Source organism: Nocardia sputi (assembly GCF_023501985.1).
In genome coordinates this window covers 113,005-136,000 of record NZ_JAMFLC010000021.1, presented here as the reverse complement: position 1 = coordinate 136,000, position 22,996 = coordinate 113,005, and the positions used below count along the sequence as shown (strand labels likewise).

The following is a 22,996-nucleotide window of genomic DNA, read 5'->3' as shown; positions in this document are numbered from 1 at the left end:
CGCGGCCTGCGCTCACGCGATCTGCGGACGTCGCGAGCGCCCGAGCCACCGGCCCCTCGGCACGGTCCCGGTGCCGATCCGACTGTCCGCGCTGACATTCTGCCGCGCTCCCGGCCGCCCACCGGCCACCGACACGCGCCGTGGCGGTGTGAGCCGGCTTTCCGCGCCGGATCGCGCGGCACCGTAGTCTGCGATCGGTCTCGTGATCGGTCACGGCTGGCCCTGGCTTTCCGCGGCCAGCAGCGGAACCCACACGCGCCGGGCCAGCGCGCCGAAGCGGGTGCTCTCCCCGGGCTCGCCCGCCGGGGCCCGCGCGGCCATGAGGTCGTCGAGCCGGGGCGCCGGGCCCCACACATAGCGCAGATGACGGTCGGTGTGGTCGCCGAACGGCCCCGGACCGTTGGGGCCGCCGTTGAATTCGCGCTCGGCCGCGGCGATCGCGTCGTCGACTCCGGCGCCGCGGAAACGACGCTCGGCGTAGACAGCGGTGGCGGTGGGCGCGACCGGCAGCGGCTCGGTCAGGCCCGCGTCGCGCAGCGCGACGAGTTCGCGCAGGATCTCCCTGGCCGCGGGCACATCGGGCGCGGTGAGCTCGCAACGCCAGGTGGGACGACCGAATTGGCCGCGCCCGGTGCTCACGGCGCGCCAGGACCGGTCCTCGGTGACGGTCAGCGCCAGCAGCGAGACCCACGCTGCGATGCGGTGTTTGGGAGCCAATCGGGAGAAGGTGGTGCGGACCAGTGTTTCGCCGCGCACCTGCGGGATGGTGCCGGTGAGCCTGCGTCCGTTGCCCAGATCGATCGCGATGTCCACCGCCCGCGCCGCGCCCGCGTAGTCCGCCTGCGCGGCGCGCACCAAACGGTCCACGGTGTACTCGACCTCGTCGAGCACGGCGGCGCCGAAACCGAAGGGCGGCAACGTGCCGCGGCGCCACTCCGCCGCCCGCAATCCGGCCGGGTCCGCGCCGGTCAGGCGGGCCGCGAGCAGGCGTTCGCCCAGCTCCCATTTGGCCAGGCCGTCGAGTTCGATGGGCAGCCGCTCGTCGATGTCCTCGTCGTGCTCGGGGACCCGCAGGCCCAGACGCTGCCACAAGAAGGCGCGCACCGGGTGCTCCGCGAACGAGATCAGGTCGGCCAGCGCGACATCCGCGGCTTCCGCGGCGGGCAACGGCGCGGAAAGAAACTCGGGGCGCGGTTGCGCCGGACCGTCGGCGGCGTACGCGCCGGCCAGCGCCACGGTATCGAAGCTGAACGGCCGCTCGGCCCGGAAGTTCCGGCGATCGAAGGACTGCAGCGGATGCCGGGTCACCACCGTGCGCATCGCCGCGGCGCCGACATGTGCGCGCAGCGCGTCCAGCAGCTCGGCGACCGGGATGGCGGGCGGCCGGTGCGCGCCGCTGACCGGATCGGCGCCGGTGTGCAGCACCAGCAGCGTGTCCCGGGCCGCGAGGATCGCGTCCAGCAGCAGTTGCCGGTCCTCGCTGCGCGGGTCCCGTTCGCCCAGCAGCGGTTCTCTGGCCAGCACGTCGTCACCGTCGGCCGCGCTCGCACGCGGGAACACCTCGTCGTCGAGCCCGAGCAGCACCACCACCCGGTGCGGCACCGACCGCATCGGCACCATCGTGCACACGGTCAGCTCGCCAGTGCGGAAGTTGGCCCTGGTGGGGCGCGCCGCCAGCCGTGAACGCAGCAGCACGCCCACGTCGGCCAGCCGCAAGGACACCTCCCCCGCGTGCTCGGTGGCGGCGGCGAGCTCCTGTCTGGCCTCGATGCGCACCCAGGCCTGCGCGTCCGGTACATCGGTCAGCAGATCCAGCGCACGGCCGAGCACCGTCGCCCATTCGTGCGCGGGCCGGGGACCGCGCAGGTCGCGCAGGCACACCGCGAGCCGGTCGACGAACTCGGCGAAGCGCCCGGCCAGGTCGACGTCGTTGCTGTCCACATCGTCCAACGGCAGCGCGAGATCCAGCCAGTCCTCGGCGGTCTCGCCCGCGGTGACGCCGAGCAGGATCCGGTCCACCGCGCTGTTGAGTGTGTTCTGCGCGAAATCCGCGAGCCCGAACGCCTGACGCTGACGCTGACCGATGCCCCACCGCGCGCCGGATTCGGCCGCCCACTCGCGCAGCCGCTCGATATCGTCGTCGTCGAATCCGCAACGGCGCCGGACGGTTTCGGCGGCCGCGAGGTCGAGCACCTGGGTCACCGTCACCCGGCCGTCGGCCAGCTCGAGCAGCGCTCCGATCACCGCCAGCAGCGGGTTGGTCACGCCGCGCCCCCGGTCGGCCAGACGCACCCGCAGCCGGTGCGCCGGATGCTCCGAATCGATCTGCGGCTCGGGCGATCCCGTGGCGCGCTGTCCGAACGCCGCCCGCACCAGCGGCGCGTACGCCTCCACCTCCGGGCACATGATCAGCACGTCGCGCGGCTCCAGCGTCTCGTCGGCCGCGAACAGCCCGAGCAGGCATTCCCGCAGTACTTCGACCTGCCGCGCGGGGCCGTGACACGCGTGTACCTGCACGGTGCCGTCGGCGCCGACCTCCCCCGGCGCCGGTGGCCACCGGTCGTCCCGAATACCCGCCTGCAGCGCGCGCAACAATGTCGTGGGCGAACCATTCTCTGGCACAACGTCTTCGGATGAAATCGCGGTAATCGGATGATATGTGTCGGAGCCGGCGGCCGCGGCCAGCCGTTGCTGGAGTTCTCGGATGTCGCGGGCCAGTCCCGCCAGCAGTGGGTGCGCCACCGCCGCGGCACTGCGATCTTCGGCGCGCGTGCGGGCCGGCGGCAGCTCACCCAAGGCCGACCAGAGGATCGGGCTGGGATGGACCAGCCACAGGTGGACGTCACGGGAATCGGCGAGCGCCGACAGTACGGCGAGCTGATCGCTGGGCAACCGGGTCACGCCGAACAGCGACAGCCGCGGTGGCAGTGCCACCAGATCCGGCCGGGCGCGCAGTTGCGCGCAAGCGGCGTCGAGCCGTTCGGCCGGGCTGGGCGATCCGATCTCGGCGCGCAGCCTGCGCCAGAGCATCGGCTGCCAGAGCAGGTCGTCGGGTATCGCCCCGCCCGCGCCGTCGGTGTCCGAACCCGCCGCCCACTCGGTGATGAGCGCGGGACGCTGGGCGGCGTAGCTGTCGAACAGCGCGGCGACCTGGGCCGCGGTCGCGTAGCGCCGTCCTACCCGGTGCTCGCCGCCCACGGTGTTGCGCGCCCCTAGGTGCCTGGACAGCACGGCGCACCACGGCTCGGACAGCGACGCGTCGATCACCCGCAGCAGCGACCACACCAGCCGCTCCTGCGCCCACGGATCCTGGGCGGAGGCCACCCCGCTCGCCGCGGCCAGCGCCTCGGCGACCAGCGCGGCAGGCGAGGGGAAGGCGATGTTCGCGCACACGCCGTCGGCCACGCCCTCCGCCCCGAGGACGGCCGAGAGCGTCTGCGTCAGCCAGCGCTCCACGCCTTTCGCGGGCACCGCGACCACCTCGGCCGCGAACGGATCCTCCTGCGGCGACGCCAGCACTCGTGCCAGCGCCAGGGCCAGGACGTCGGCGCGCTCGGCACGGTGGATGTGCAGCGGCATCTGCGCCCTCTCGATCGATGGTGTCCTGCGCCGGCCTCGGACGTCGTGCACGTTTATACGCCCAGCGACCGACGCGCAACTGCACCGGCCCCTGCCGGGCGGCAGTGAAATAAACCACACGAGAACGGATTACTTCGCCGTGTCACGCGGGGAGCGCCGCGGCGGTGTGCGACAGTGCTGCACCGGGGAGGTAAGAGTTTGCACCGGGGCGGAACGAGAGAGCTGCACCGAAAGGCTGGTTCGCGTTCATGGATGCGATGGTGATTCCGCTGGTCCCGAAAGGCGGATTCACGGTCCGCCGGGTGGGTGACCGATGGGAGCTCGTCAATTCGCGCCACTACGGTCGCACCGTCGTCCTGCATACCTGGCCCCGGGATCGGCACACCGAAGCGTTCGAGCACTGCTACCGGCTCAACGGACGCACCGTCGAAGAACTGCGCGCCGCTTTCCGCTGACCTGCTCTGGCCGGCGGCGATCAGCGAACTTCCCTGCGGCGTCAGCACGCGTCCGCGGATTAGCACACCCCGGACCCGAGCTCAAGACGTGCGTCCGGACCCGCGATGTGCGATCGTGGTCCCTCGTGCGTTACCCGTCCCCCGCCACCCGGACCGTTCCCCGCGTGGCCGCCTCCGCCTGTGTCCTCGCCGCCGCGGCGATCATCGCCCCGAGCCTGCCCGCCGCGCTTCCGTCCGCCGCCGCGGCGCCGCTCGCGCACACCCAGGGCTGCCTGCCCGGCTTCGACTGCGATATGAGCAGCCGCATCGCCAAGGTCGACGCCTACCTCGCCAACCGCCCCGGTGTCACCGGCTACGTCTTACGTGACCGGGTCTCGGGCGGGATCTACGCCAACGCCAATGCCGAGAACGCGGTCTGGACCGCGTCCACGATCAAGCTCGCGATCGCCGCCGACCTGCTCAACCGGGCGCGGGTCGGCGCCATCGCGCTGTCGCCGGAGGACCGCGGACTGCTGGAGGGGATGCTCGCGACCTCGAACGACGGCGCCGCCGACCTGCTGTGGACCAAGTACGCGGGGATCGACCGGATGGCGTTCAACAACGCGTTCCGCGCCAATGGGATGACTTCGCTGGTTCCGCAGCCCACCAACACCGCGCTGTTCCCGGACTGGTCGTTCCAGAAGTGCACCGCCGCCGACCTCGACCGGCTGATGGACCACATCCTCAACCACATGCACCCCGACGACCGCAACTACCTGGTCGACCGGATGCGCGCGGTGGACTCCAACCAGCACTGGGGCGTGTGGGGCGCGGGCGCGAGCATGCGTCCCGGGCTGAAGAACGGCTGGTCGGCCGAGCAGGGCGGCTGGGTGGTCAACTCGGTCGGTTTCGCGGGACCGGGCGAGCGCTACACCCTGGCCATCATGACCTCGTTGGGCGACGCGGGCGGCTACACCGAGGGCGCCCACACCGACACCAAGGTCGCGGAGATCCTGCTCGCCGGGCGCTGACGCGCACACGGGGAGCGCAGCGGGCAGCCTCAGGCGGTCGCACGCCTGCGCAACGTCATCGGCGCACCGTCCCTGGGGAAAGGAATCGTGGTGAATCCCCAGGGCATCCGGTATTTCTCCGGGATCCGCCACTCGTATTCGCGTACGAGGGCGGCGGTCACCGTCTTCACCTCGAACGTGCCGAAGTGCATCCCGATGCACTTGTGCGCGCCCGCCCCGAACGGCATCCAGGCCAGCCGGTGCGACTTGTCCTCGCGCCGCTGTTCGCCGAACCGCTCCGGGTCGAAACGCTCGGGATGGGTCCACAGTTCGGGGAGCAGGTGATTGACCTGGTAGGCGAGGTCGACCGGAGCGCCCGCGGGAACGTAGTGACCCGCTATTTCGGTGTCGCGCACGGCGCGACGCGCCAGGCCGGGAACCGGCGGCATGAGCCGCAGGCTCTCCCGGACCACCAGATCCAGGTCACCTAACGCCTCGAGGTCCGCGATGGCCGGTGTCCCGTCGCCGAGCCGTGCGTCCATGTCGAGCACTTCGGCGCGCACCCGCTCCTGCCAGTCCGGGTGTTTGCCCAAGTAGTAGGCGACGGCGGTGGCGGTCGTCGTGGTGGTGTCGTGCGCGGCCATGATCAGGAAGATCATGTGGTTGACCACGTCGGCGTCACCGAAGACGCCGCCGTCTTCGCTGCGGGCGTGGCACAGCCCCGAGAAGAAGTCCGGCGATTCGGCGCGGCGCTTGTCCGGCAGCATGGCGGTGAAGTAGTCCTCGAGCACTCTGCGGCCGCGCAACCCGGCTCGCCAGTTGCCGCCCGGCACCGAGTGCCGGATGATCGCCAGTCCCGCGTGCGTGCAGTCGACGAATGCGTCGATCAACTGCCTGCGCTGCGGGCCGACGTCCGCGGCCATGAAGGTCTCGCCCGCGATGTCGAGGGTCAGCTCTTTGATCGTGGGATACAGCCGCACCGTGCGTTCGGCGTCGCGCTCGGGCGGCACCCATCCCGCGATGCTCGCCCGCACGGCCGGTGTCAGCGCGGCGAGGTGTGCTTCCAGCCGGTCCCTGGTGAACGCCTGCTGCATGATCTTGCGGTGGAATTTGTGCTCGTCGAATTCCAGCAGCAGCAGGCCGCGCCGGAAGAACGGGCCGATGAAATAGTCCCAGCCCTGGCCGAAGTCGCGTCGCCGGTGACCGAGCACTTCGTCGAGCGCGTCCGGTCCCGCGACCAGCACACGGTCGACACCGAGCGAAGTGTTCAAGGAGACGGGTCCGTAGCGGCGGTAGCGCTCCATCATCTCGGCCGGACCCCAGCGCATGTAGTGCAATGCACGGCCGAGATAGGGCAGTCCGGCGTCACCGCGGACCGGGACCGTGTCGCTGCCGCGTGGCGGGGTGGCCAGCACTTGGCGCCGTTCCGGCAGCAGCCCCAGCGCCCGGTCGATCAGATGGCCGTGCGGCACCTCGATCAGCGCGATGTTCTCCGAATCGGCCTGCACGCTGGGCTTTCGGCCGACCGCACGGTCACCGGCGACCATGGCAATCCTCCCTGAGCGACAGGTCCCATCGTAGGCTCTCGGCCGCACCCGTTCAGCCGGTTCGCCGGGTGACGATCCTCCCCGCCGCGGACCGGCGGCGGTGAGACTTCGCACCGCAACACGCCAGGAACGGGGATCTCGTCGTGACGCTGCCCGGCTCGACGGCTACGGTTTAGCGTGTCAGGAATCGCCGCCGGGGACGAGCCCCAAGGTCCATCGAGGAGCAGGACGATGAGCACTCAGACTGTCGAGAACGGCCGACACCGGGTGGTGGTGATCGGCTCGGGCTTCGGCGGCCTGTTCGGCACCAAACACCTCAAGCGCGCCGACGTCGACATCACGCTGATCTCGAAGACCTCGACCCACTTGTTCCAGCCGCTGCTCTACCAGGTCGCGACCGGCATCCTGTCGGTCGGCGAGATCGCGCCCGCCACCCGGCTGGTGCTGCGCAAGCAGAAGAACGCGCAGGTGCTGATGGGCGAGGTCACCGACATCGACCTGGCAGCAAGGACGGTGACCTCGCGCCTGCTCGACAAGGACACGGTCACCCCGTTCGACAGCCTGATCGTCGCGACCGGCGCGCAGCAGTCCTACTTCGGCAACGACCGGTTCGCCACCTACGCACCGGGCATGAAGACCATCGATGACGCGCTCGAGTTGCGCGGCCGGATCCTCGGCGCGTTCGAGCAGGCGGAGTTGGCGACTACCCAGGAAGAGCGCGACCGGCTGCTGACCTTCGTCGTCGTCGGCGCGGGACCGACCGGCGTCGAGCTGGCCGGGCAGATCGCCGAGCTGTCCGACCGCACCCTGGAGGGCACCTTCCACAACATCGATCCGCGCGACGCGCGGGTGGTCCTGATCGAGGGCGCGGGCGCGGTGCTCGGGCCAATGGGGCCGAACCTCGGCGGTAAGGCCGAGCGGCGCCTCGAGAAGATGGGCGTGGAGATCCAGCTCAATGCCATGGTGATCGATGTCGACGCGTTCGGCGTCACGGTGAAGGACTCCGACGGCACGATCCGTCGCATCGAGTCGGCATGCAAGGTGTGGTCGGCGGGCGTGCAGGCCAGTCCGCTGGGCAAGATGATCGCCGACCAGTCCGACGGCACCGAGGTCGACCGCGCGGGCCGGGTCGTCGTCGAACCGGATCTGACCGTCAAGGGCCACCCGAACGTCTTCGTGGTCGGTGACCTCATGTCGGTGCCGAACGTGCCCGGCCAGGCGCAGGGCGCCATCCAGGGCGCGACCTACGCCGCCAAGCAGATCAAGGCCGGATTGAAAGGCCAGACGCCGCAACAGCGCAAGCCGTTCAAGTACTTCAACAAGGGCAGCATGGCCACCATCTCGCGGTTCAGCGCCGTGTGCCAGGTGGGCAAGCTGGAATTCGGCGGCTTCATCGCGTGGCTGGCCTGGTTGGCGCTGCATCTGTACTACCTGGTCGGCTATCGGAGCCGGATCGTCACCGTCATCCAGTGGTTCGTCACCTTCCTCGGGCGCAGCCGGGGGCAGATGGCGGCCACCGAACAGTGGGTGTTCGCCCGACTAGCCCTGGAGGCCATCAGCACCGGCGACGACGAGGACGCCGAAGAACTGGCGGCCGCTCTCGGCGCCTCCACCAACAGCCGAGTGGCCGTGGACAAGGCGCACACCGATGCCAAAGCAGGCTGACGCGCGATCGTTATAGCGCGCTGGACCAATCCAGGTCGCCAGCAGATCCGAATGTGAGGCGTCGACGTCTCCCTCGGATGAAAGGTGATCTATGGGCACAGGCAAGCACCGCGAACCCACACCGCGGCGACCGAAGCTGGGCTCCATCGTCGCGGCGGGGACGATTCCCCTCGTTCTGGCGCTGGTGGGCACCGGCACCGCAAACGCCGAGCCCGATCCGTCCGTCCCTTCGATCAGAACGGACGTCACCGATCGGACGCACCCGTCGGCCCAGTGGCCGGGGGCCGAGGCGCCGAACGTGCGGCCGTACGAGGGTCTGCGGATTCCGGACGACATCCTCAGCTCGTTGCAATGGGCTCGTCCACTGCCGGACAGCAACTACCTCGCTCCGCTGGTAGGGCTGCACGCGCCGGTTCCGGTCGCCCCCGTGCCGCCGATCGCACCGCCTCCCGGCAAGTTGCGCTTCGGTGATGTCCAGATCGACGCGCCGGAGTGGCTGTACCGGGAGCAGGCGATCCAGATCAACGACGGCGCGGCGATGGCCGAGGCCAATATGGCGACCTTCTTCGACTCGATCGGGATGGAGCGCACCAGGTCCGACCGCGTCGCAGGCCAGACCATGGGCGCCGCCGCGATCGGCGCTGCGGCGGGCTTCGCGTTCGCGAGCCCGTTCGCCCTGGTCGGGGCCGCGTTCGGCGGTGGCCTCGGCTTCGCCATCGGTCTGCCGTTCGCGCCGATCGGCCTCGCGGCGGGCCCGATCGGGGCCGCCTACGGCGCGGCGCTGATGGCCGTCCCCTTCACTGCCATCGGTGCGGGCATCGGAGCGGGGCTCGGAGCGTTGCACGCCCTCAGCGCGCCTCCGCAGGCGTTGAGCGCGCCGGAGTCGGCCGATCCGGCTCCGGGAGTCGCCGACTCCGCTCAGCAGTCGAACCAGACAGCTCCGGAGGCCGACCACACGGCCTCGGAGGGAGCCGACGGCTGATCGGATGGCGTTCACCAGGCACCGGCCGAAAAGGTGGGAACCCGACGACGCTGTCGGGTTCCCACCCTTTCTATCTCCACGTCTCGACCGGTTCACACCTGTAAGAGACGAACTCCGCAGCGACTCGCGACCGAGGACGACCACGGCGTTGCACGCGCCGCACTATCGCCCCGGGTGCTCATCCCGAGGCGCTCAACAGCGACCCGGTACGGGTGAACAAACTGCCGCCCGCTGCCAGCGGTAGCCGGGTCTGCGTCAACCCTGTCGTCCCCGTGACGCATGCGTCCGGATAGACGAGCTCGCTCTCCATGGCCCGTGGCGCGGCCAGCGCGTCATCGGCCGGTGTGTCCGCGCCCAGCGTCAACCGGTGACGCAGCAGAGGTGTGTCCTCGACGTCGGCGATCAGATCCCCCCGCCACTGGCCGCCATCCTCGCCGGCGCGGCCGATCTGGACACGTTCGCGCAAACGTACCCGAGCGCCGGACGCCAGCCGGATCGTGGTGACCGTGTGGTGTCGCGCCCCGCCCGCTACGATCATCGGCTCGGGATCGAAATCCAGGGCTCCCCCGCTACCGACCTCGAGGCGCCAGCGCCCGAGCGACAGCGGCGACGCCGAGCCCGGTAGCGCGAGCGTCGCCGCGACCGAGCGCACCACCAGTTCGGCGCCCGGGGCGACCACGATCACTACGTCGAGTTCGTCACCTCCCAGTGGCGTCGCCGCGGTGCCGATCAGATGCACCACGCGCGGTCCGGTACGGCGGGCCGACAACCCGCCGGTCGCGTGGATCTCCGGAAGCGCGGTGCGGCCTGCGACTATTCGTAATTCCGTGCGCAACGGCGAACTCAGTGCGCCGCGGCGGATTCGCCCGCGCCCGCCCGGTCCTGCTCGGCTACCGCGCGCAGTTGCGCGCGCACCCAGGCCAGCACCGGCGTGGCGGCGGGATCCTCGGTGAGCGAGACGAGCACCGTCGGCCGGTCGCCCCGTACCCGTGCCGCGTCCCGCTCCATCACACCGAGGTCCGCGCCGACCAGCGGCGCCAGATCGGTCTTGTTGACCACCAGCAGATCCGAGAATGTCACACCGGGACCGCCTTTGCGCGGCACCTTGTCGCCGCCCGCCACGTCGACCACGAAGATCTGCACGTCGATCAGACCGGAGGAGAAGGTCGCGGTGAGATTGTCGCCGCCGGATTCGACCAGGATCAGATCCAGCGGCGGGTTGGCCGCGACCAGATCGTCGATGGCGTCGAGGTTGGCGGTGATGTCGTCGCGGATGGCGGTGTGCGGGCAGCCGCCGGTCTGCACGGCGGTGATCCGCTCGTCCGGCAGCACCGCGTGCCTGCGCAGGAAGTCGGCGTCCTCGGTGGTGTAGATGTCGTTGGTCAGCACCGCCAGCGACAGCTCGTCACGCAACTGCCTGCACAGCGCGGCCACCAGAGCGGTCTTGCCGGAGCCCACCGGGCCGCCGATGCCTACGCGCAGCGCTTCCCCGGGCGTGCGGGTCCGTTTCGGACGATCGTGCCCGTGGTCGTGCGGCTCACCGTCGATCAGGTGCGGGGGCATGGCGTCTCCTTCTTCCGGGGCTTCAGCTCGCGAACAGGGGCATGTCACGGTGCCGGTGACGCTCGGCGAGCACGTCCTGCAGCGGATCGGACATCGCGGCGAGACCGGTCACGGCCTCGGCGGCGACGCGGTCGCACAACTCGGCCAGCCGGATCGTGCACGCGGCGATCGCGGCGGGGTCGAGGGCCAGCAAACGCTGCGCGGCAGTGGCCGCGCCGGTCAGCGTGGTGTAGACCACCACACCCGCGGTCTCCCGGGGTTGCACCTCTGCGGCCGCGCCGACCATTCCGAACACCGTGGACAGATGCGGTGTCGTGCCCAGCGCGGACCAGTCGTGCCGGGGCCACAACTGCTTCGCCAACCGCAACAGTCCTCGGCCTTGCGCGCGGGACGAGGCCCGCGCCGCGGGCGCGGGCGTCCGGGCGTCCGCTTCCGTCTCCGCGCGCGCCGGATCCAGTTCCCCCGCGCACACCGCCGCGGCGAGCGACGCGGCCACCAGTCCCGAGGTCCGGATGCGGCGGCGCAGATACAGCTCCACCGTCGCGACGTCGCGGACCAAACCGGACGCGACAGCTTCTTCCACACCTCCGGAGTGCACGTGCCCGCCGATCGGCAGCCGCGAGTCGGCGAGCGCGAGCACCGTCGTGAGACCGGACGCAGCCAGGCCGGTCGCGGCGGATTCACGCATCCGTCGATCCTATGTCCCGGCGTGTCGTCCGGATGTCCCGGCCGTACCGGGTCAGCGGCGGAACGCCCGTTCCATGAACCGCTGGGCGTGGATACGGGTCAGATCGGTCCACGCCTGTACCGGAGCCGCCCACCACGGGGCGATTTCGCGCGGCTTGGCGGTCACCGCGTGACAGACAAGGTCCGCGGCCTCGTTCACGGTGAGCCCGGGGACACGGCTGAAGTCGGTGGGCGCGCTCATTCTGGTGTGCACGAGCGGCAGGTAGATCGAAGTGGTCGTGACGCCGTCGTGGGCGACTTCGGCCGCGACGCTGCGCAGCCAGACGTCGAAGGCGGACTTGGACGCGCCGTAGGCCGCCCAGCGCGGCGCGGGCGGCATGCGCACACCCCAGGTGGACACATTGACGATGTGGCCTCGTCCGCGAGCGCGCATGGCGGGCAGCAACGTGAGCAGCAGCCGCACCGGACCGAGGTAGTTCACATCGATGGTGCGGGTGAAATCGTGGAACCGGTCATAGGACTCGTCGATCGGGCGGCGAATCGATTTGCCCGCGTTGTTGATCACCACGTCGAGATGGCCGTGCTCGTCGAGGAGGCCGCGGCCGAGACGTTCGACGGCGTCCATGTCGGTGAGATCCGTGGGGTAGCTGTGCGCGACGCCGCCCGCGGCGGCGATCTCCGCGGCCAGTTGCTCGAGTTCGGCACCGGAACGGGCGACGAGCAGGACCGTCGCGCCCGCCGCCGCCAGTGCGCGCGCACTGGCCTTGCCTATGCCGTGCGACGAACCGGTGACCAGCACGATCTTCCCGTCGACCGCGGCGCGCAGCGCCTGCGCGCGCGGACGCGATGTGGGATACAGCAGCCGCGTCGCCACCCGCTCGGCGATGGGCCGACCGTTGTTCGAGGCCCGGGTGTGATGCACGAATTCGACTGTAGGCGCAGACCGGTGCACCCACCCGGCGTTCACGTGATCACGCGGCCCGGGATGTGGTCGCACGCGAGCTGCGGCGAATCCTGCCGCGTGAGGTAGGCGGTGATGCCGAGGGCGCCGTAGGTGCGCCGACTCAGGAGCTCGCTGTCGGAATCGAGGGTGAACGCGTTGCCGAGGGACACAGGCGCGGCACGTGCGCCGAGGTGAGCCGGCGGTGTCGGCCGAACTCGATAGTGGATTGCACAGCTTGGTGCGCAACGCGGCGAGTCCGCGGTGTCCGCCGAGCTCGACGGTGGATCGCACAACTTCGTGCGCAACGCGGCGAGTCCGCAGGCCATCGTTCGAGAGACAGCGCGCCCGTGCGCGACTCGAGCATTTCTACTCACGCGCCCGGCCACGGCCGTGTGCTCGAATGTAGGCGACGCACAAACTCTTTCGCCAGGGGCATTTCCCCCGTGCGCCAGCCGAGGGGGAACGCCATGTCCACGCCGGACACCCACGTCTCGATCGCCCAATGGATCGCGCGCGGGATCGCGATCGTGGTGCTCGTTCCGATCCGGCTGCTGTGGGAGGGAATCGTCCTGCTGGGCCGCGTCACCGGCGCCGCGCTGGTGTTCGTTGCGCGGCGCCTGCTGGTTCCGGCGGCGGAGCTGATCTGGCACCGGGTGCTGCGGCCCGCCTGGATCCTCGCGAAAGACTTCCTGTGGGGCTGGGTGGTGCAGCACTTGCTGTGGGGTCTGATCCTCACCCCGCTCGTCAGCATCCTGCTGGAGTACCTGCTGCGACCACTCCGGCACGCAGTCGAGATCTTTCTCTGGCGCAGACTGATTCGCCCGGCTGGAGCCTGGCTGCTGCGCTGGGTCGTGTTCCCGATCGCCCATGCCATCGCGTGGATATGCCATAGCACGGTGAAGTGGCTGATCGTCTGGCCGCTGTCGCAGTTGTGGCGCTGGGTGCTGCGCCCGCTGTGGCGAGTGGTGCGCGCGAGCGCCCGTTACGGGTGGTGGGTGGCCACCGTTATCGTGGGCGTCCTCTTGGTGGCGCCGTGCCGGGCGGTGTACCGCTACGTGCTGCGTCCGGTATTCGCCGCCGTGGCGGTCGTCTGGCACGCGATCGTGGTGCGGCCGCTGCGCTGGGTGCACGGCGCGGTCATCCGGCCGATGAACCGCTGGGCCGCCGAGATCGTGACGGCGGTGTTCGGCCGCTGACCCCGGGTCGACTCAGCGTGGGCCCGGGGAGGCGAACCGCGCGATCAGCGCCATCGCCGCGAGGGCGGTCGCGCCGACAGCCACCGCGATGTGCATCCCGTCGACGAAGGATCGGCGCGCCGACTCGATCAGCACGGCGTTGCCGCCGGATTGCTGGATGGTCTCGCCGAGCGTCGAGGCGTAGTCGCCGCCGGACCGGAAGATCAGCGCAGCGAGCGAACCGAGCAACGCCAGGCCCAGCGCATTGCCCAGTTCGAAGCTGGTCTCCGAGATACCCACCGCCGAGCCGGCCCGCTCCGGCGGCACCGAGGACACCGCGACTTCGGACACCAACGTGAAGGCCAGACCGTAGCCCACTCCGGCGATCGTGGAGCCCGCCAGGTACCACCAGAGCCCCTCGTGCGGGCCGACACCGAGCAGCATCAAGTTGCCCGCCGCGGAGGCGAGCAAGGCGAACACGAAGGTGGCGCGGGCGCCGAACCGATGTCCGACCCGTGCGCCACCCATCGAGAAGACGAACACCGCGATCGCCATCGGGATGCCCAGCAGCGCCGCCGCCAGCGGCGTGCGCCCGGTCACCGACTGCAGGTAGATGCTGGTCAGATAGCTCAGTCCGGCCAGCGACATCATGCCTACCAGGCTGGAGCCGATGGCCACGGAGAATTGGGGCCGGGTGAACAATCGCAGGTCGAGCAGGGGTTCGTCGAGCTGTCGCTGCCTGCGGACGAACGCGGTGAGAATCACCGCGCCGATCAGCGCGATGACGATCGCCTGCGCGTCGATCCCTTCGGTCGCGGCGTGCTTGATGCCATACACCACCGGAAGGATGCCCCCGATCGATAGGACGACGCTCGGCAGGTCCAGTGGCCCCAGCGCGCCCGCGCGGTGTTCGGGCAGGACGAACGGGCCGAACACGAGCAGGATCAGCAGCACCGGGAGGTTGATGAGAAACACCGAGCCCCACCAGAAGTGGTGCAGCAGCACGCCGCCGATGATCGGTCCGACGGCCGAGCCGCCCGCGAAGAACGCCGTCCACACGCCGATCGCGGCGGCTCGCTCCCGGACGTCCGGGAACAGGCTCGAGATCAGCGCCAGGCTCGACGGCAGCAGGGTCGCGCCGCCGATGCCCATCAGCGCCCGCGCCGCGATCAGCACGCCCGCGCTGGGCGCGAAGGCGGCTATCACCGACGCGACGCCGAAGACCGCCGCGCCCGCCAGCAGGATGTTGCGCCGCCCGATCCGGTCGCCGACATTGCCCATGGTGATCAGCAGGCCCGCGATCAGGAACCCGTAGATGTCCAGGATCCACAACTGCTGGTCCGCCGAGGGATCCAGATCGAGGGTCAGCGTCGGCAGCGCGAGGAACAGCACCGAGATGTCCATCGACACCAGCAGCACCGGCAGCAGCAGGACCGCGAGGCCCAGCCACGCCCGGCGCGAGCCCGCCGTGGACGGCGCGGGCCGCGCCGACCGCACGTCTGTCATGTCCGAACATCCTTCCGCTGGCGCGTACGTCGTACGCATGACTCCGGGTACAGTGTACGCATGCTGCACCGCACCGCAATCGTCGACACCGCGATCGAGCTCGCCGACGCCGAGGGCTTGGACGCGCTGTCCATGCGGCGCATCGCCGACCGGCTGGGTGTCGGCGCCATGTCGCTGTATCGCCACGTCGCGAACAAAGACGAACTGCTCGCGTTGATGACCGACGAAGTGGCCCGGCGCAACCCGTACCCCGATCCGGAGGGACACAGGTGGACCTGGCGCGACCGCGTCCGCATCGCCGCCGAGATCGACTGGGCCCTGTACCGGCAACATCCGTGGGTGCTGCTCACCTTCGCCACCCCGCGCTACAGCTTCGGACCGCAGAGCCTGGCCTGTCTGGCCTGGTTGGTGGAGGGATTCCTGGAACTGGGCGTGTCCACCCGGGAGGCGACCAGCATGTCCTTCACGGTATGGAACCACATCTCCGGCGCCACGCTGCCGGAGATCAGCGCGGAACTGATGGCCCGCAAGGGGATCGACCCCGGCGGCGACAACGCGCTGCGGACCCTGTTGAACGGCACGCCGCACGGTCCGGTCCCACCCGCCCTGGCCGACCTCGCCGGTAGCGGGGCGAGTGACCTGACCCAGCGGGAACTGCTCTACGACGGGCTCGACGCCCTCTGCGACGGATTCGAGGCCAGGGCCGCGCGACGGGACCGGTTGACCTCGACATGAGTTGAGGTTGCAGGCTGGCGGCGACCCTCTCACGAACAGGAGCCATCGTGCACGCCATTCGCCTCCACGCCTTCGGGCCGACCGAGAACTTGCGGTACGAGACCGTCCCCGATCCTGTCCCCGGCCCCGGCCAAGTCCGCATCGCGGTGGCGGCGGCGGGGGTGCACCTGGTCGACACCGCGCTGCGCGAGGGCGAGCCCGGGCCGTTCCCCTTGCCGGAGCTGCCGACCGTTCCCGGACGCGAAGTCGCGGGCACCGTCGACCGCGTCGGCGACGACGTGGCCGCGAGCCTGCTCGGTGCGCGGGTGGTGGTCCATCTGGGCGCGGTGCCCGGCGGTTACGCCGAGCTGGCGGTGACGGACGCCGCCCGGCTGCACGAGATTCCGGCGAACCTGGACGCGGCCGAGGCGGTGGCCATGATCGGCACCGGGCGAACGACCATGGGGATACTCCAGTTCACCGATGTGGGGCCCGGCAGCGTCGTCCTGGTGACCGCCGCGGCGGGCGGCATCGGCACCCTGTTGGTGCAATACGCCAAGAACGCCGGAGCGACGGTGATCGGCTTGGCCGGTGGCGCGGCGAAAGTGGAGCAGGTGCGGCGCAACGGCGCCGACCTGGCGGTGGACTACCTGTTGCCGGACTGGCCCGACCAGGTGCGGACCCACGTCGGCACCCGCGGGGCGAACGTGCTGTTCGACTCGGTGGGCGGAGGCGTCGGCCGGGCGGGCGTGGACCTGCTCGCACCGGGCGGGCAGCATCTGGTCTACGGCTGGTCCGGCAAGTCGAACGGCGACGGACCGGTGCGGCTGTCGGCCGACGAGCTCGCCGAACGCGGCATCACCTCCGAGATGGTGGTCGGCCCGCCGATGCTGGCGCGCGTCGGCGGCGACTTGCGTGTGCTCGAAGACCTCGCCATGGCCGAGGCGGCCGCAGGCCGGCTGCGCCCCGCGGTACACCGCTTCGCGCTCGCCGACGCGGCCGCCGCGCACCGCGCGCTGGAGACGCGCGCGACGATGGGCAAGGTGGTACTGGAGCCTTAGCCCAGGCGGTTCACTCGAAGCTGTCGCCGTTCACCACGGCATACGCGAAGCCGTCCCAGCCCTTGCTGCCGACAGTCTGGACCACGGTCGCGTCCAGGCTCGGCTCGGCGGTGAGCAACTCGACCAGCTCGCGGCTGGCCTGGACATTCGGGTCCTCGGAGTGCTCCTCGGCGATCGCTCCGCCGCGGACCACGTTGTCGACGATGATCACCGAGCCCGGCCGGGTCAGCCTCAGCGCCCACAGCACGTAGTTCGAGTTGTTCACCTTGTCCGCGTCGATGAATACCAAATCGAACGGGTCCGGGTCCTCTTCCGCGAGCACGGGCAGACTGTCCAGCGCGGCGCCGACCCGGATCTCGACCCGGTCGCCGACGCCCGCCCGCTCCAGGTTCGCGCGCGCCATCTCGGCGTGCTGGGCGGCGAACTCGAGCGTGACCACCCGGCCCTCGGCCCCTACGGCGCGGGCGAGCCAGATCGTGCTGTATCCGCCGAGCGTGCCGATCTCCAGCACCCGCTGCGCTCCGACCGTCCTGGCCAGCAGGTGGAGGAACTTCCCCTGGGGCGCGGACACGTCGATCGCGGGCAGGCCGGCTGCCTTGTTCGCCTCCAGCGCGCCATCCGTATCGGGATCCGCCACCAACGTCTCCACGAGATAGCGGTCCACGTCGGCCCATCCAGGTGTCGTCATACCTGGAAGTCTGCCACCCGATTCCGCCCGCGGGCCCGGCTTGCCGGGTAGCGTTCGGCACAGACGTGCATGTCCCGTGATCGCGCCCAGGACCGGACGGACAGGACCCGGCATGACGAATCTTCCGCGCGCCGTACTGGTCGCCGCCTGCCTGATCGCCGCGGGTGCCGCCGTCCCGGCCGACGCGGCGTCCACCGGCGGTGCCGAGTATGTCGCGTTGGGTGATTCCGGAGCGGCCACCACGGGGGTGCGTAACTTCGACCTGTCGGCGCCGCCGAGATGCCTCCGCTCGACCGCGAACACGCCGAAGCTGATCGCCCGGGAGCTGGGCCTGCGGCTCGACGACCGCACCTGCAATTCCGCGCGCATCCCCGACCTCACCGCCGCGCAGGGGCCGGGCATCCCGCCCCAATTCGATGCCCTCGGCCCCGGCACCAGGCTGGTCACGGTGCACATCGGCGCCAATGACGCCTTGATGGCCGAGCATGTCGTCGCCTGCCACGTCTATGGACTCTTCGGCGCCGGAACCTGCGCGGGCCCGGATTGGGATGCCGACATCGACGCGATCGCGGGGTCGTATGCCACCGCGTTACAACAGATCTCGATCCGCTCCCCGAAGGCGCGAATCGTCGTCGACGGCTGGCCGCGCTATGTCCGCGACGGGGGCTGCCCCGACCTGGTCGGCCTGCGCCCGTCCGATGCCGCACACGTGCAAGCCGCCTTCGACCGCCTCAACACCGTGGTAGCCCGCGCCGCCGCGGCCCACGGGGCGACCTACGTCGACACCCGCGTCGCGTCGGAGGGCCGCGACGCGTGCGCGCCCGCCGGTGTCCGCTGGATCGACCCGGTCATCGCGACCGAAACACTCATCCCGTATCACCTCACCCCGCAAGGCATGCGTGGCGTCGCCGACGTCATCCTTCCCGCGATCCGCGCCGCCGGACTGCCCGGCTGAGCGATTCCGGCCGCGCCGACACGACCGCCCCGGACTCGGGCGGAGTCCGGGGCGGGGTGCGGGCGCTACTTCGACAAGTTCTCCGGCGGCTGCCACGGACGGCCCTGCGGGTCGTCCGGGCGCTGGGCCGGGGGTTGCTGCGGTGGCTGCTGTTGTTGTGGCGACTGCTGCGGACCCGGGAAAGCCTCTTGCGGAGGGATGACCGGCTGGTGCGGCGAAGGTTCGAAGCTCTGCGGGGGCGGTGTCGGCATCAGCCCCTCGACCGGAGTCCGCGCCGTCGCCTCGGCGGCACGCACGGCACGCTCGATGGTCGGATCGGGCGCGGTATCGAACCAGTCCGCGACATCGGAGTCGTCCTCCGGCTTGACTTCCGCGCCGTCGGAAGCGGGCGGTTCGTACCGGAACACGCCGTCCTCGCCTTGCGTGCCGAAGTTTCTGGCGAACCCTTCCAGTGCTTTGCCGAAATCGCTCGGCACCAACCACACCTTGTTCGCGTCGCCGCGCGCGACCATGGGCAGCGTCTGCATGTACTGGTAGGCAAGCAATTCCGGCGTCGGCTTACCGGATTTGATGGCGGCGAAGACCTTCTCGATGGCCTTGGCCTGGCCTTGCGCCTGCAAGTAGGAGGCGGCGCGCTCACCCTGTGCCCGCAGGATGCGGCTCTGCCGTTCACCTTCGGCAGCCAGGATCGCCGACTGCTTGGCGCCCTCGGCGGACAGGATCTGCGCCTGTTTCGAGCCCTCGGCCGTCTTGATCGCCGATTCGCGCTGGCCCTCCGCGGTGAGGATCATGGCGCGCTTCTCGCGGTCGGCCTTCATCTGCTTCTCCATCGACTCCTGGATCGACGGCGGCGGATCGATGCTCTTCAGCTCGACCCGCGCGACGCGCAAGCCCCAGCGCCCGGTCGCCTCGTCCAGCACGCCGCGCAACTGGCCGTTGATCGCGTCGCGGGAGGTGAGCGTCTGCTCGAGCGTCATGCCGCCGACCACGTTGCGCAACGTGGTGACGGTCAACTGCTCGACGGCGGCGATGTAGTTGCTGATCTCGTACACCGCCGCCTGCGGGCTGGTCACCTGGAAATAGACCACGGTGTCGATGTGCAGGGTGAGGTTGTCCTCGGTGATCACCGGCTGCGGCGGGAACGACACCACCCGCTCCCGCAGATCCACTTTGGCGCGGATCCGGTCGGCGAACGGCACGAGGAAGGTGAGCTGGCCGGACACGGTGCGCGAATACCGGCCCAGTCGCTCGATCACCGCCGCCTCGGCCTGCGGCACCAGTGCGATCGATTTGAAGACCACCACCACGACCAGCAAGATCAGGACGGCGGCAACGATCAGTACAGCCATCAAGGCCCCTTCCAGACGACGGCGGTCGCGCCGTCGATCTTCATGACATACACGGTCGTACCCGGTTCATAGACTTCGGTCGTGTCCATCGGCCGCGCTGTCCACACCTCCCCGCCCAATTTCACCTGGCCGGAGTGCGCCGCGACCTGTTCGAGCACCAGAGCGGTCTTGCCCGGCAAGGCGTCCACGTTCGTCGGCGTCGGCGGCGGAGTTCCGAAGCGCCGCCGGATGATCGGGCGGACGCCGAGGAACAGCACCGCCGAGATCACCGCGAAAACGATGGCGTCCACCACGGGCGAGCTGGCGGTCGACGCGCTGACGCCCGCCGTGCCGAGCGCGGCGATACCCAGCATCAGCAGCGTGAAGTCGCCGGTGAGCATCTCCGCCGACGCGAGCAGGATACCCGCGACCAGCCAAAAAATTGCGGCCACACGACCACTGTAGTGCGCTGGTCTTGATCTGGGGCGCGACCTTCACGAGTACTCAGGGTGAATTCCGCGCGCGGACGCGCGGCGCCCCGGATGAAGCGAAAGCCGCAGCGGCGGTGCTAGCTTCAAGCAGGTGAGCGGGCGTGACAGGTATGGCGACATCTTCACCGGGCATCCTCGATCGAAGAAACGGACGGTACCGACCGTCATCGCGGAACGCGATCTGGTCGTCGAGGACGCCGCCACCGGATTCTGCGGCGCGGTCGTCGGATTCGATCGCAGCTACGACGGCGAGTTCGTGAAACTGGAGGACGCCCGCGGCGCGGTGCGCCTGTTCGCCCTGCGCGAGGCCGCGTTCCTCATCGATGGTGAGCCCGTGACGCTGGTGCGGCCGTCGGCGGCCGCGCCGAAGACGCCGAACCGTTCCGCCTCCGGCTCCACCCGGGTGGAGGGCCTGCGTGCCAGGGTGGCCCGCGGCAGCCGCATATGGGTCGAAGGTGTGCACGACGCCGCGCTGGTCGAGCGGGTGTGGGGCCACGACCTGCGCGTCGAGGGGGTGGTCGTGGAGCAGCTCGAGGGGCTGGACAATCTCGCGGAACGCCTCACGGAATTCGAGCCGGGCCCGGGCAGAAGAGTCGGCGTGCTGGTCGATCATCTGGTGACCGGATCGAAGGAGACGCAGCTGACCACCGGGCTCGGGCCGCACGTCCTGGTGACCGGGCACCCGTTCGTCGACGTGTGGCAGGCGGTGCGACCGGCGACCGTCGGGATACAGCGGTGGCCGCAGGTCCCACGCGACGAGGACTGGAAGACCGGTGTGTGTACGCGTCTGCGCTGGGGCACGCCGCAGGAAGGCTGGCGGCGAGTGTACGGCGCGGTGACCTCCTTCCGTGACCTGGAGCCACCGCTGATCGGGGCGGTGGAGCGGCTCATCGACTTCGTCACCGAACCGGACTAGACTGCCGGCGGCTCGTGCGCGCGGCGGACCGATGCCGGACGGTGTCCGCACCGACCCGGTCGTGGTCGGCGGCGCCGCGCCCATGGTTTCCGTGCTGCTCACCAACGCCCTCGCGCATGGATGCCCACCGGTAGCGCCCACCCTTTATGCTCGATAATTATGTGCTCTCCAAGTGCGACGCTGACGGTGTGGGCGAGCTCCTGGCTGGCCGGCCGCAGCGCGCCCGACGACGTTTTGGCCGCCTTGCACGCGTGGGCGCCGAAGCACACGATCGCGGCGGGCGACCCGCTCACCGGCGGCCGTACCGACCTACCCTGGTCCGCGCGCGGCAACCTGCCGGGAAGCGGAGTCATGGCGCTGCTCAAAGTGATCCGGGAGACGATGGCCCAGCCCGGGGCGCAGCTGCGATTGGTGCTCCCCGTCCCCGGTGACGTGCGCGGACTCCCCTCGGGCACGGCGTTCGCCGCCGACGCGATCGAGTCCGAGGAGGGCATCCTGATCGGTGTGCCGGGTGCCGACGGCACCGGACTCATCCCGCAGTGGGCCGACGACGACACCCTGCAGTGGACCGTCTACAGCACGCCCATCCCCGTAGCGCCCGGCTCGGACATGTCGCTCGGCGAGGCGGAATACGCGATGCGTGAAGCCGTCCGTGACGCCGCCGACGCGCTGATGAAACTGCACACCACGTCGCTCGCGGCGGCCGACTGCGATCCGCGCGAACTCATCGAAGCCGAACTCGCCGACTACTCGCGCCACGATTACCCCGAGTCGATTCCATTGCGTGCCAGGCGGATTCTCGACACCGCCGATCATGTCGCGGCGATCCTCACGGTGGCGCAACGGGAACCCGCGTCCGCGCCCACGTCCGCCAGCGCGATCGGCGCGCAGGAATCGTTGCTGCGCCCGCTGTGGGACGCGATCCGCGCCGCCCGTCTGGTCGCCGTGCACGCCTCGGCCCGCGGAAGCCGCTGACGTCAGGTCCGGATGGTGTGACATGCGCATTTCTCGCCGAAGCCGCACAGCAGCCCTCACCGTACTGATCGGTCTCGGTTTGCACGCCCCTGCTTCGGCGATCGTGGGCGGCGCCGACGCGACCACAGCGGAGTATCCGTGGCTGGCGGCCATCGGCACGCCGTTGTTCCTCACCCGTCCGTCCGGCCAGTTCTGCGGCGGCGCGCTGATCGCACCGGACCAGGTGATCACCGCAGCGCACTGCGTGGCGCCGGCACAGCCGCTCACCCAGACGCTCACCGTCACCTTCGGCCGCGACGACCTACACGGGCGGGACGGAAACACAGTGCAGGTCAGGGACGTTCGCATCCATCCCGACTTCCGGACGACCGGGCCCGAGACCACCACCGTCTATCACGACGACGTGGCGATCCTGACCCTCGACCACCCCCAGCCCGGTCCGACGATCCCCATCGCCGCGCCGACTTCGGGCGCCGGAACCGTTCTGGGCTGGGGTGCGACCTCCGAGACCGACGAAAACAACACTCGGCTGCGCGCGGCGAGCGTTCCTCTGGTCACCGACGCCGAGTGCGCCGCCGCCTATGGTCCCGCCTTCGATCCGCACACCATGCTCTGCGCGGGCACAGCCGCCGACGCCGCCCGATACGACGATGGCGGACCACTGCTCGTGGATGGACGTCTCGCCGGTGTCGCGTCCTGGGGCGAGGGCACGGCCCGCCCCGGTTTCCCCGGTGTCTACACCCGCCTGACCGCCACGAACTTCTGAACGCGCAGCGG

22 protein-coding genes are annotated in these 22,996 nt (G+C 70.3%); 11 read left to right on the top strand and 11 right to left on the bottom strand.

The features are described from left to right. Positions 1–210: 210 nt before the first annotated feature. Positions 211–3,579, bottom strand: coding sequence for an exodeoxyribonuclease V subunit gamma (recC, locus tag M8859_RS26615; protein ID WP_249644962.1), 3,369 nt, complete (start codon positions 3,577–3,579; stop codon positions 211–213). Positions 3,580–3,827: 248 nt separating this feature from the next. On the opposite strand from recC, the gene M8859_RS26610 reads away from it, so the two are divergent. Together M8859_RS26610 and M8859_RS26605 are read left to right on the top strand one after the other, a co-directional pair. Further along, positions 3,828–4,034 carry a hypothetical protein gene (locus M8859_RS26610; protein ID WP_159925998.1) on the top strand — a complete coding sequence of 69 codons (207 nt, stop codon included), beginning with the start codon at positions 3,828–3,830 and terminating at the stop codon, positions 4,032–4,034. Between the two features lie 164 nt (positions 4,035–4,198). After that, positions 4,199–5,044, top strand: coding sequence for a serine hydrolase (locus tag M8859_RS26605; protein ID WP_159926227.1), 846 nt, complete (start codon positions 4,199–4,201; stop codon positions 5,042–5,044). Positions 5,045–5,073: 29 nt separating this feature from the next. Here M8859_RS26605 and M8859_RS26600 read toward each other — a convergent pair whose 3' ends face one another. Further along, positions 5,074–6,570: a cytochrome P450 gene (locus M8859_RS26600; protein WP_159926006.1), complete on the bottom strand. Its 1,497-nt coding sequence runs from the start codon at positions 6,568–6,570 to the stop codon at positions 5,074–5,076. Between the two features lie 231 nt (positions 6,571–6,801). Here M8859_RS26600 and M8859_RS26595 point away from each other — a divergent pair, with 231 nt between their 5' ends. Further along, positions 6,802–8,235 carry an NAD(P)/FAD-dependent oxidoreductase gene (locus tag M8859_RS26595; protein ID WP_159926008.1) on the top strand — a complete coding sequence of 478 codons (1,434 nt, stop codon included), beginning with the start codon at positions 6,802–6,804 and terminating at the stop codon, positions 8,233–8,235. 91 nt (positions 8,236–8,326) lie between these two features. Continuing rightward, positions 8,327–9,217 carry a hypothetical protein gene (locus tag M8859_RS26590; RefSeq protein ID WP_249644961.1) on the top strand — a complete coding sequence of 297 codons (891 nt, stop codon included), beginning with the start codon at positions 8,327–8,329 and terminating at the stop codon, positions 9,215–9,217. 178 nt (positions 9,218–9,395) lie between these two features. On the opposite strand, the gene M8859_RS26585 is transcribed toward M8859_RS26590, so the two are convergent. From M8859_RS26585 to M8859_RS26565, 5 genes are read right to left on the bottom strand one after another with little or no spacing between them, the layout of a single operon-like run. Then, a complete protein-coding gene (locus M8859_RS26585; RefSeq protein ID WP_249644960.1) occupies positions 9,396–10,052 on the bottom strand; it encodes an urease accessory protein UreD in 657 nt (218 codons plus the stop codon). Positions 10,053–10,060: 8 nt separating this feature from the next. After that, a complete protein-coding gene (gene ureG / locus M8859_RS26580; protein ID WP_159926012.1) occupies positions 10,061–10,780 on the bottom strand; it encodes an urease accessory protein UreG in 720 nt (239 codons plus the stop codon). 22 nt (positions 10,781–10,802) lie between these two features. Beyond that, complete coding sequence (locus M8859_RS26575; RefSeq protein ID WP_195071355.1) at positions 10,803–11,468, bottom strand: urease accessory protein UreF; 666 nt, start codon at positions 11,466–11,468, stop codon at positions 10,803–10,805. A gap of 51 nt (positions 11,469–11,519) precedes the next feature. Then, entirely contained in the window at positions 11,520–12,389 is an 870-nt protein-coding gene (locus M8859_RS26570; protein WP_321212598.1) for an SDR family NAD(P)-dependent oxidoreductase, read from the bottom strand. 41 nt (positions 12,390–12,430) lie between these two features. Then, complete coding sequence (locus M8859_RS26565; RefSeq protein WP_159926016.1) at positions 12,431–12,580, bottom strand: hypothetical protein; 150 nt, start codon at positions 12,578–12,580, stop codon at positions 12,431–12,433. A gap of 297 nt (positions 12,581–12,877) precedes the next feature. Between M8859_RS26565 and M8859_RS26560 the strand changes: the two genes are divergently transcribed. Further along, the gene (locus tag M8859_RS26560; RefSeq protein WP_159926018.1) at positions 12,878–13,606 is read left to right on the top strand and encodes a hypothetical protein; all 729 of its coding nucleotides are present in this window, start codon (positions 12,878–12,880) and stop codon (positions 13,604–13,606) included. 12 nt (positions 13,607–13,618) lie between these two features. Here the strand turns inward: M8859_RS26560 and M8859_RS26555 are convergent, their stop codons facing one another. Beyond that, on the bottom strand, positions 13,619–15,091 hold the full coding sequence (locus tag M8859_RS26555; protein WP_159926020.1) for an MFS transporter: 1,473 nt from the start codon (positions 15,089–15,091) through the stop codon (positions 13,619–13,621). A gap of 60 nt (positions 15,092–15,151) precedes the next feature. Between M8859_RS26555 and M8859_RS26550 the strand changes: the two genes are divergently transcribed. Together M8859_RS26550 and M8859_RS26545 are read left to right on the top strand one after the other, a co-directional pair. After that, positions 15,152–15,826, top strand: coding sequence for a TetR/AcrR family transcriptional regulator (locus M8859_RS26550; protein WP_159926022.1), 675 nt, complete (start codon positions 15,152–15,154; stop codon positions 15,824–15,826). 47 nt (positions 15,827–15,873) lie between these two features. Next, complete coding sequence (locus tag M8859_RS26545) at positions 15,874–16,866, top strand: zinc-binding dehydrogenase (protein WP_195071353.1); 993 nt, start codon at positions 15,874–15,876, stop codon at positions 16,864–16,866. A 10-nt stretch (positions 16,867–16,876) separates the two neighbouring features. On the opposite strand, the gene M8859_RS26540 is transcribed toward M8859_RS26545, so the two are convergent. Further along, positions 16,877–17,554 (bottom strand): O-methyltransferase, encoded by a 678-nt coding sequence (locus tag M8859_RS26540; RefSeq protein WP_159926026.1) that lies wholly within the window; start codon positions 17,552–17,554, stop codon positions 16,877–16,879. Positions 17,555–17,666: 112 nt separating this feature from the next. On the opposite strand from M8859_RS26540, the gene M8859_RS26535 reads away from it, so the two are divergent. After that, on the top strand, positions 17,667–18,509 hold the full coding sequence (locus M8859_RS26535; RefSeq protein ID WP_159926028.1) for an SGNH/GDSL hydrolase family protein: 843 nt from the start codon (positions 17,667–17,669) through the stop codon (positions 18,507–18,509). 65 nt (positions 18,510–18,574) lie between these two features. Here M8859_RS26535 and M8859_RS26530 read toward each other — a convergent pair whose 3' ends face one another. Together M8859_RS26530 and M8859_RS26525 are read right to left on the bottom strand one after the other, a co-directional pair. Then, on the bottom strand, positions 18,575–19,858 hold the full coding sequence (locus M8859_RS26530) for an SPFH domain-containing protein (RefSeq protein ID WP_159926030.1): 1,284 nt from the start codon (positions 19,856–19,858) through the stop codon (positions 18,575–18,577). Continuing rightward, the gene (locus M8859_RS26525) at positions 19,858–20,289 is read right to left on the bottom strand and encodes an NfeD family protein (RefSeq protein ID WP_249644959.1); all 432 of its coding nucleotides are present in this window, start codon (positions 20,287–20,289) and stop codon (positions 19,858–19,860) included. The genes M8859_RS26530 and M8859_RS26525 overlap by 1 nt, the downstream gene beginning before the upstream one ends. Before the next feature lie 130 nt (positions 20,290–20,419). Between M8859_RS26525 and M8859_RS26520 the strand changes: the two genes are divergently transcribed. The 3 genes from M8859_RS26520 (at position 20,420) to M8859_RS26510 (ending at position 22,985) form a co-directional block, all read left to right on the top strand. Beyond that, positions 20,420–21,244 carry a DUF3097 domain-containing protein gene (locus tag M8859_RS26520; RefSeq protein ID WP_249644958.1) on the top strand — a complete coding sequence of 275 codons (825 nt, stop codon included), beginning with the start codon at positions 20,420–20,422 and terminating at the stop codon, positions 21,242–21,244. Between the two features lie 159 nt (positions 21,245–21,403). Then, on the top strand, positions 21,404–22,219 hold the full coding sequence (locus M8859_RS26515; RefSeq protein WP_249644957.1) for an Rv1486c family protein: 816 nt from the start codon (positions 21,404–21,406) through the stop codon (positions 22,217–22,219). 22 nt (positions 22,220–22,241) lie between these two features. After that, positions 22,242–22,985 carry a S1 family peptidase gene (locus tag M8859_RS26510; RefSeq protein WP_223513704.1) on the top strand — a complete coding sequence of 248 codons (744 nt, stop codon included), beginning with the start codon at positions 22,242–22,244 and terminating at the stop codon, positions 22,983–22,985. The last annotated feature ends 11 nt before the right edge of the window (positions 22,986–22,996 follow it).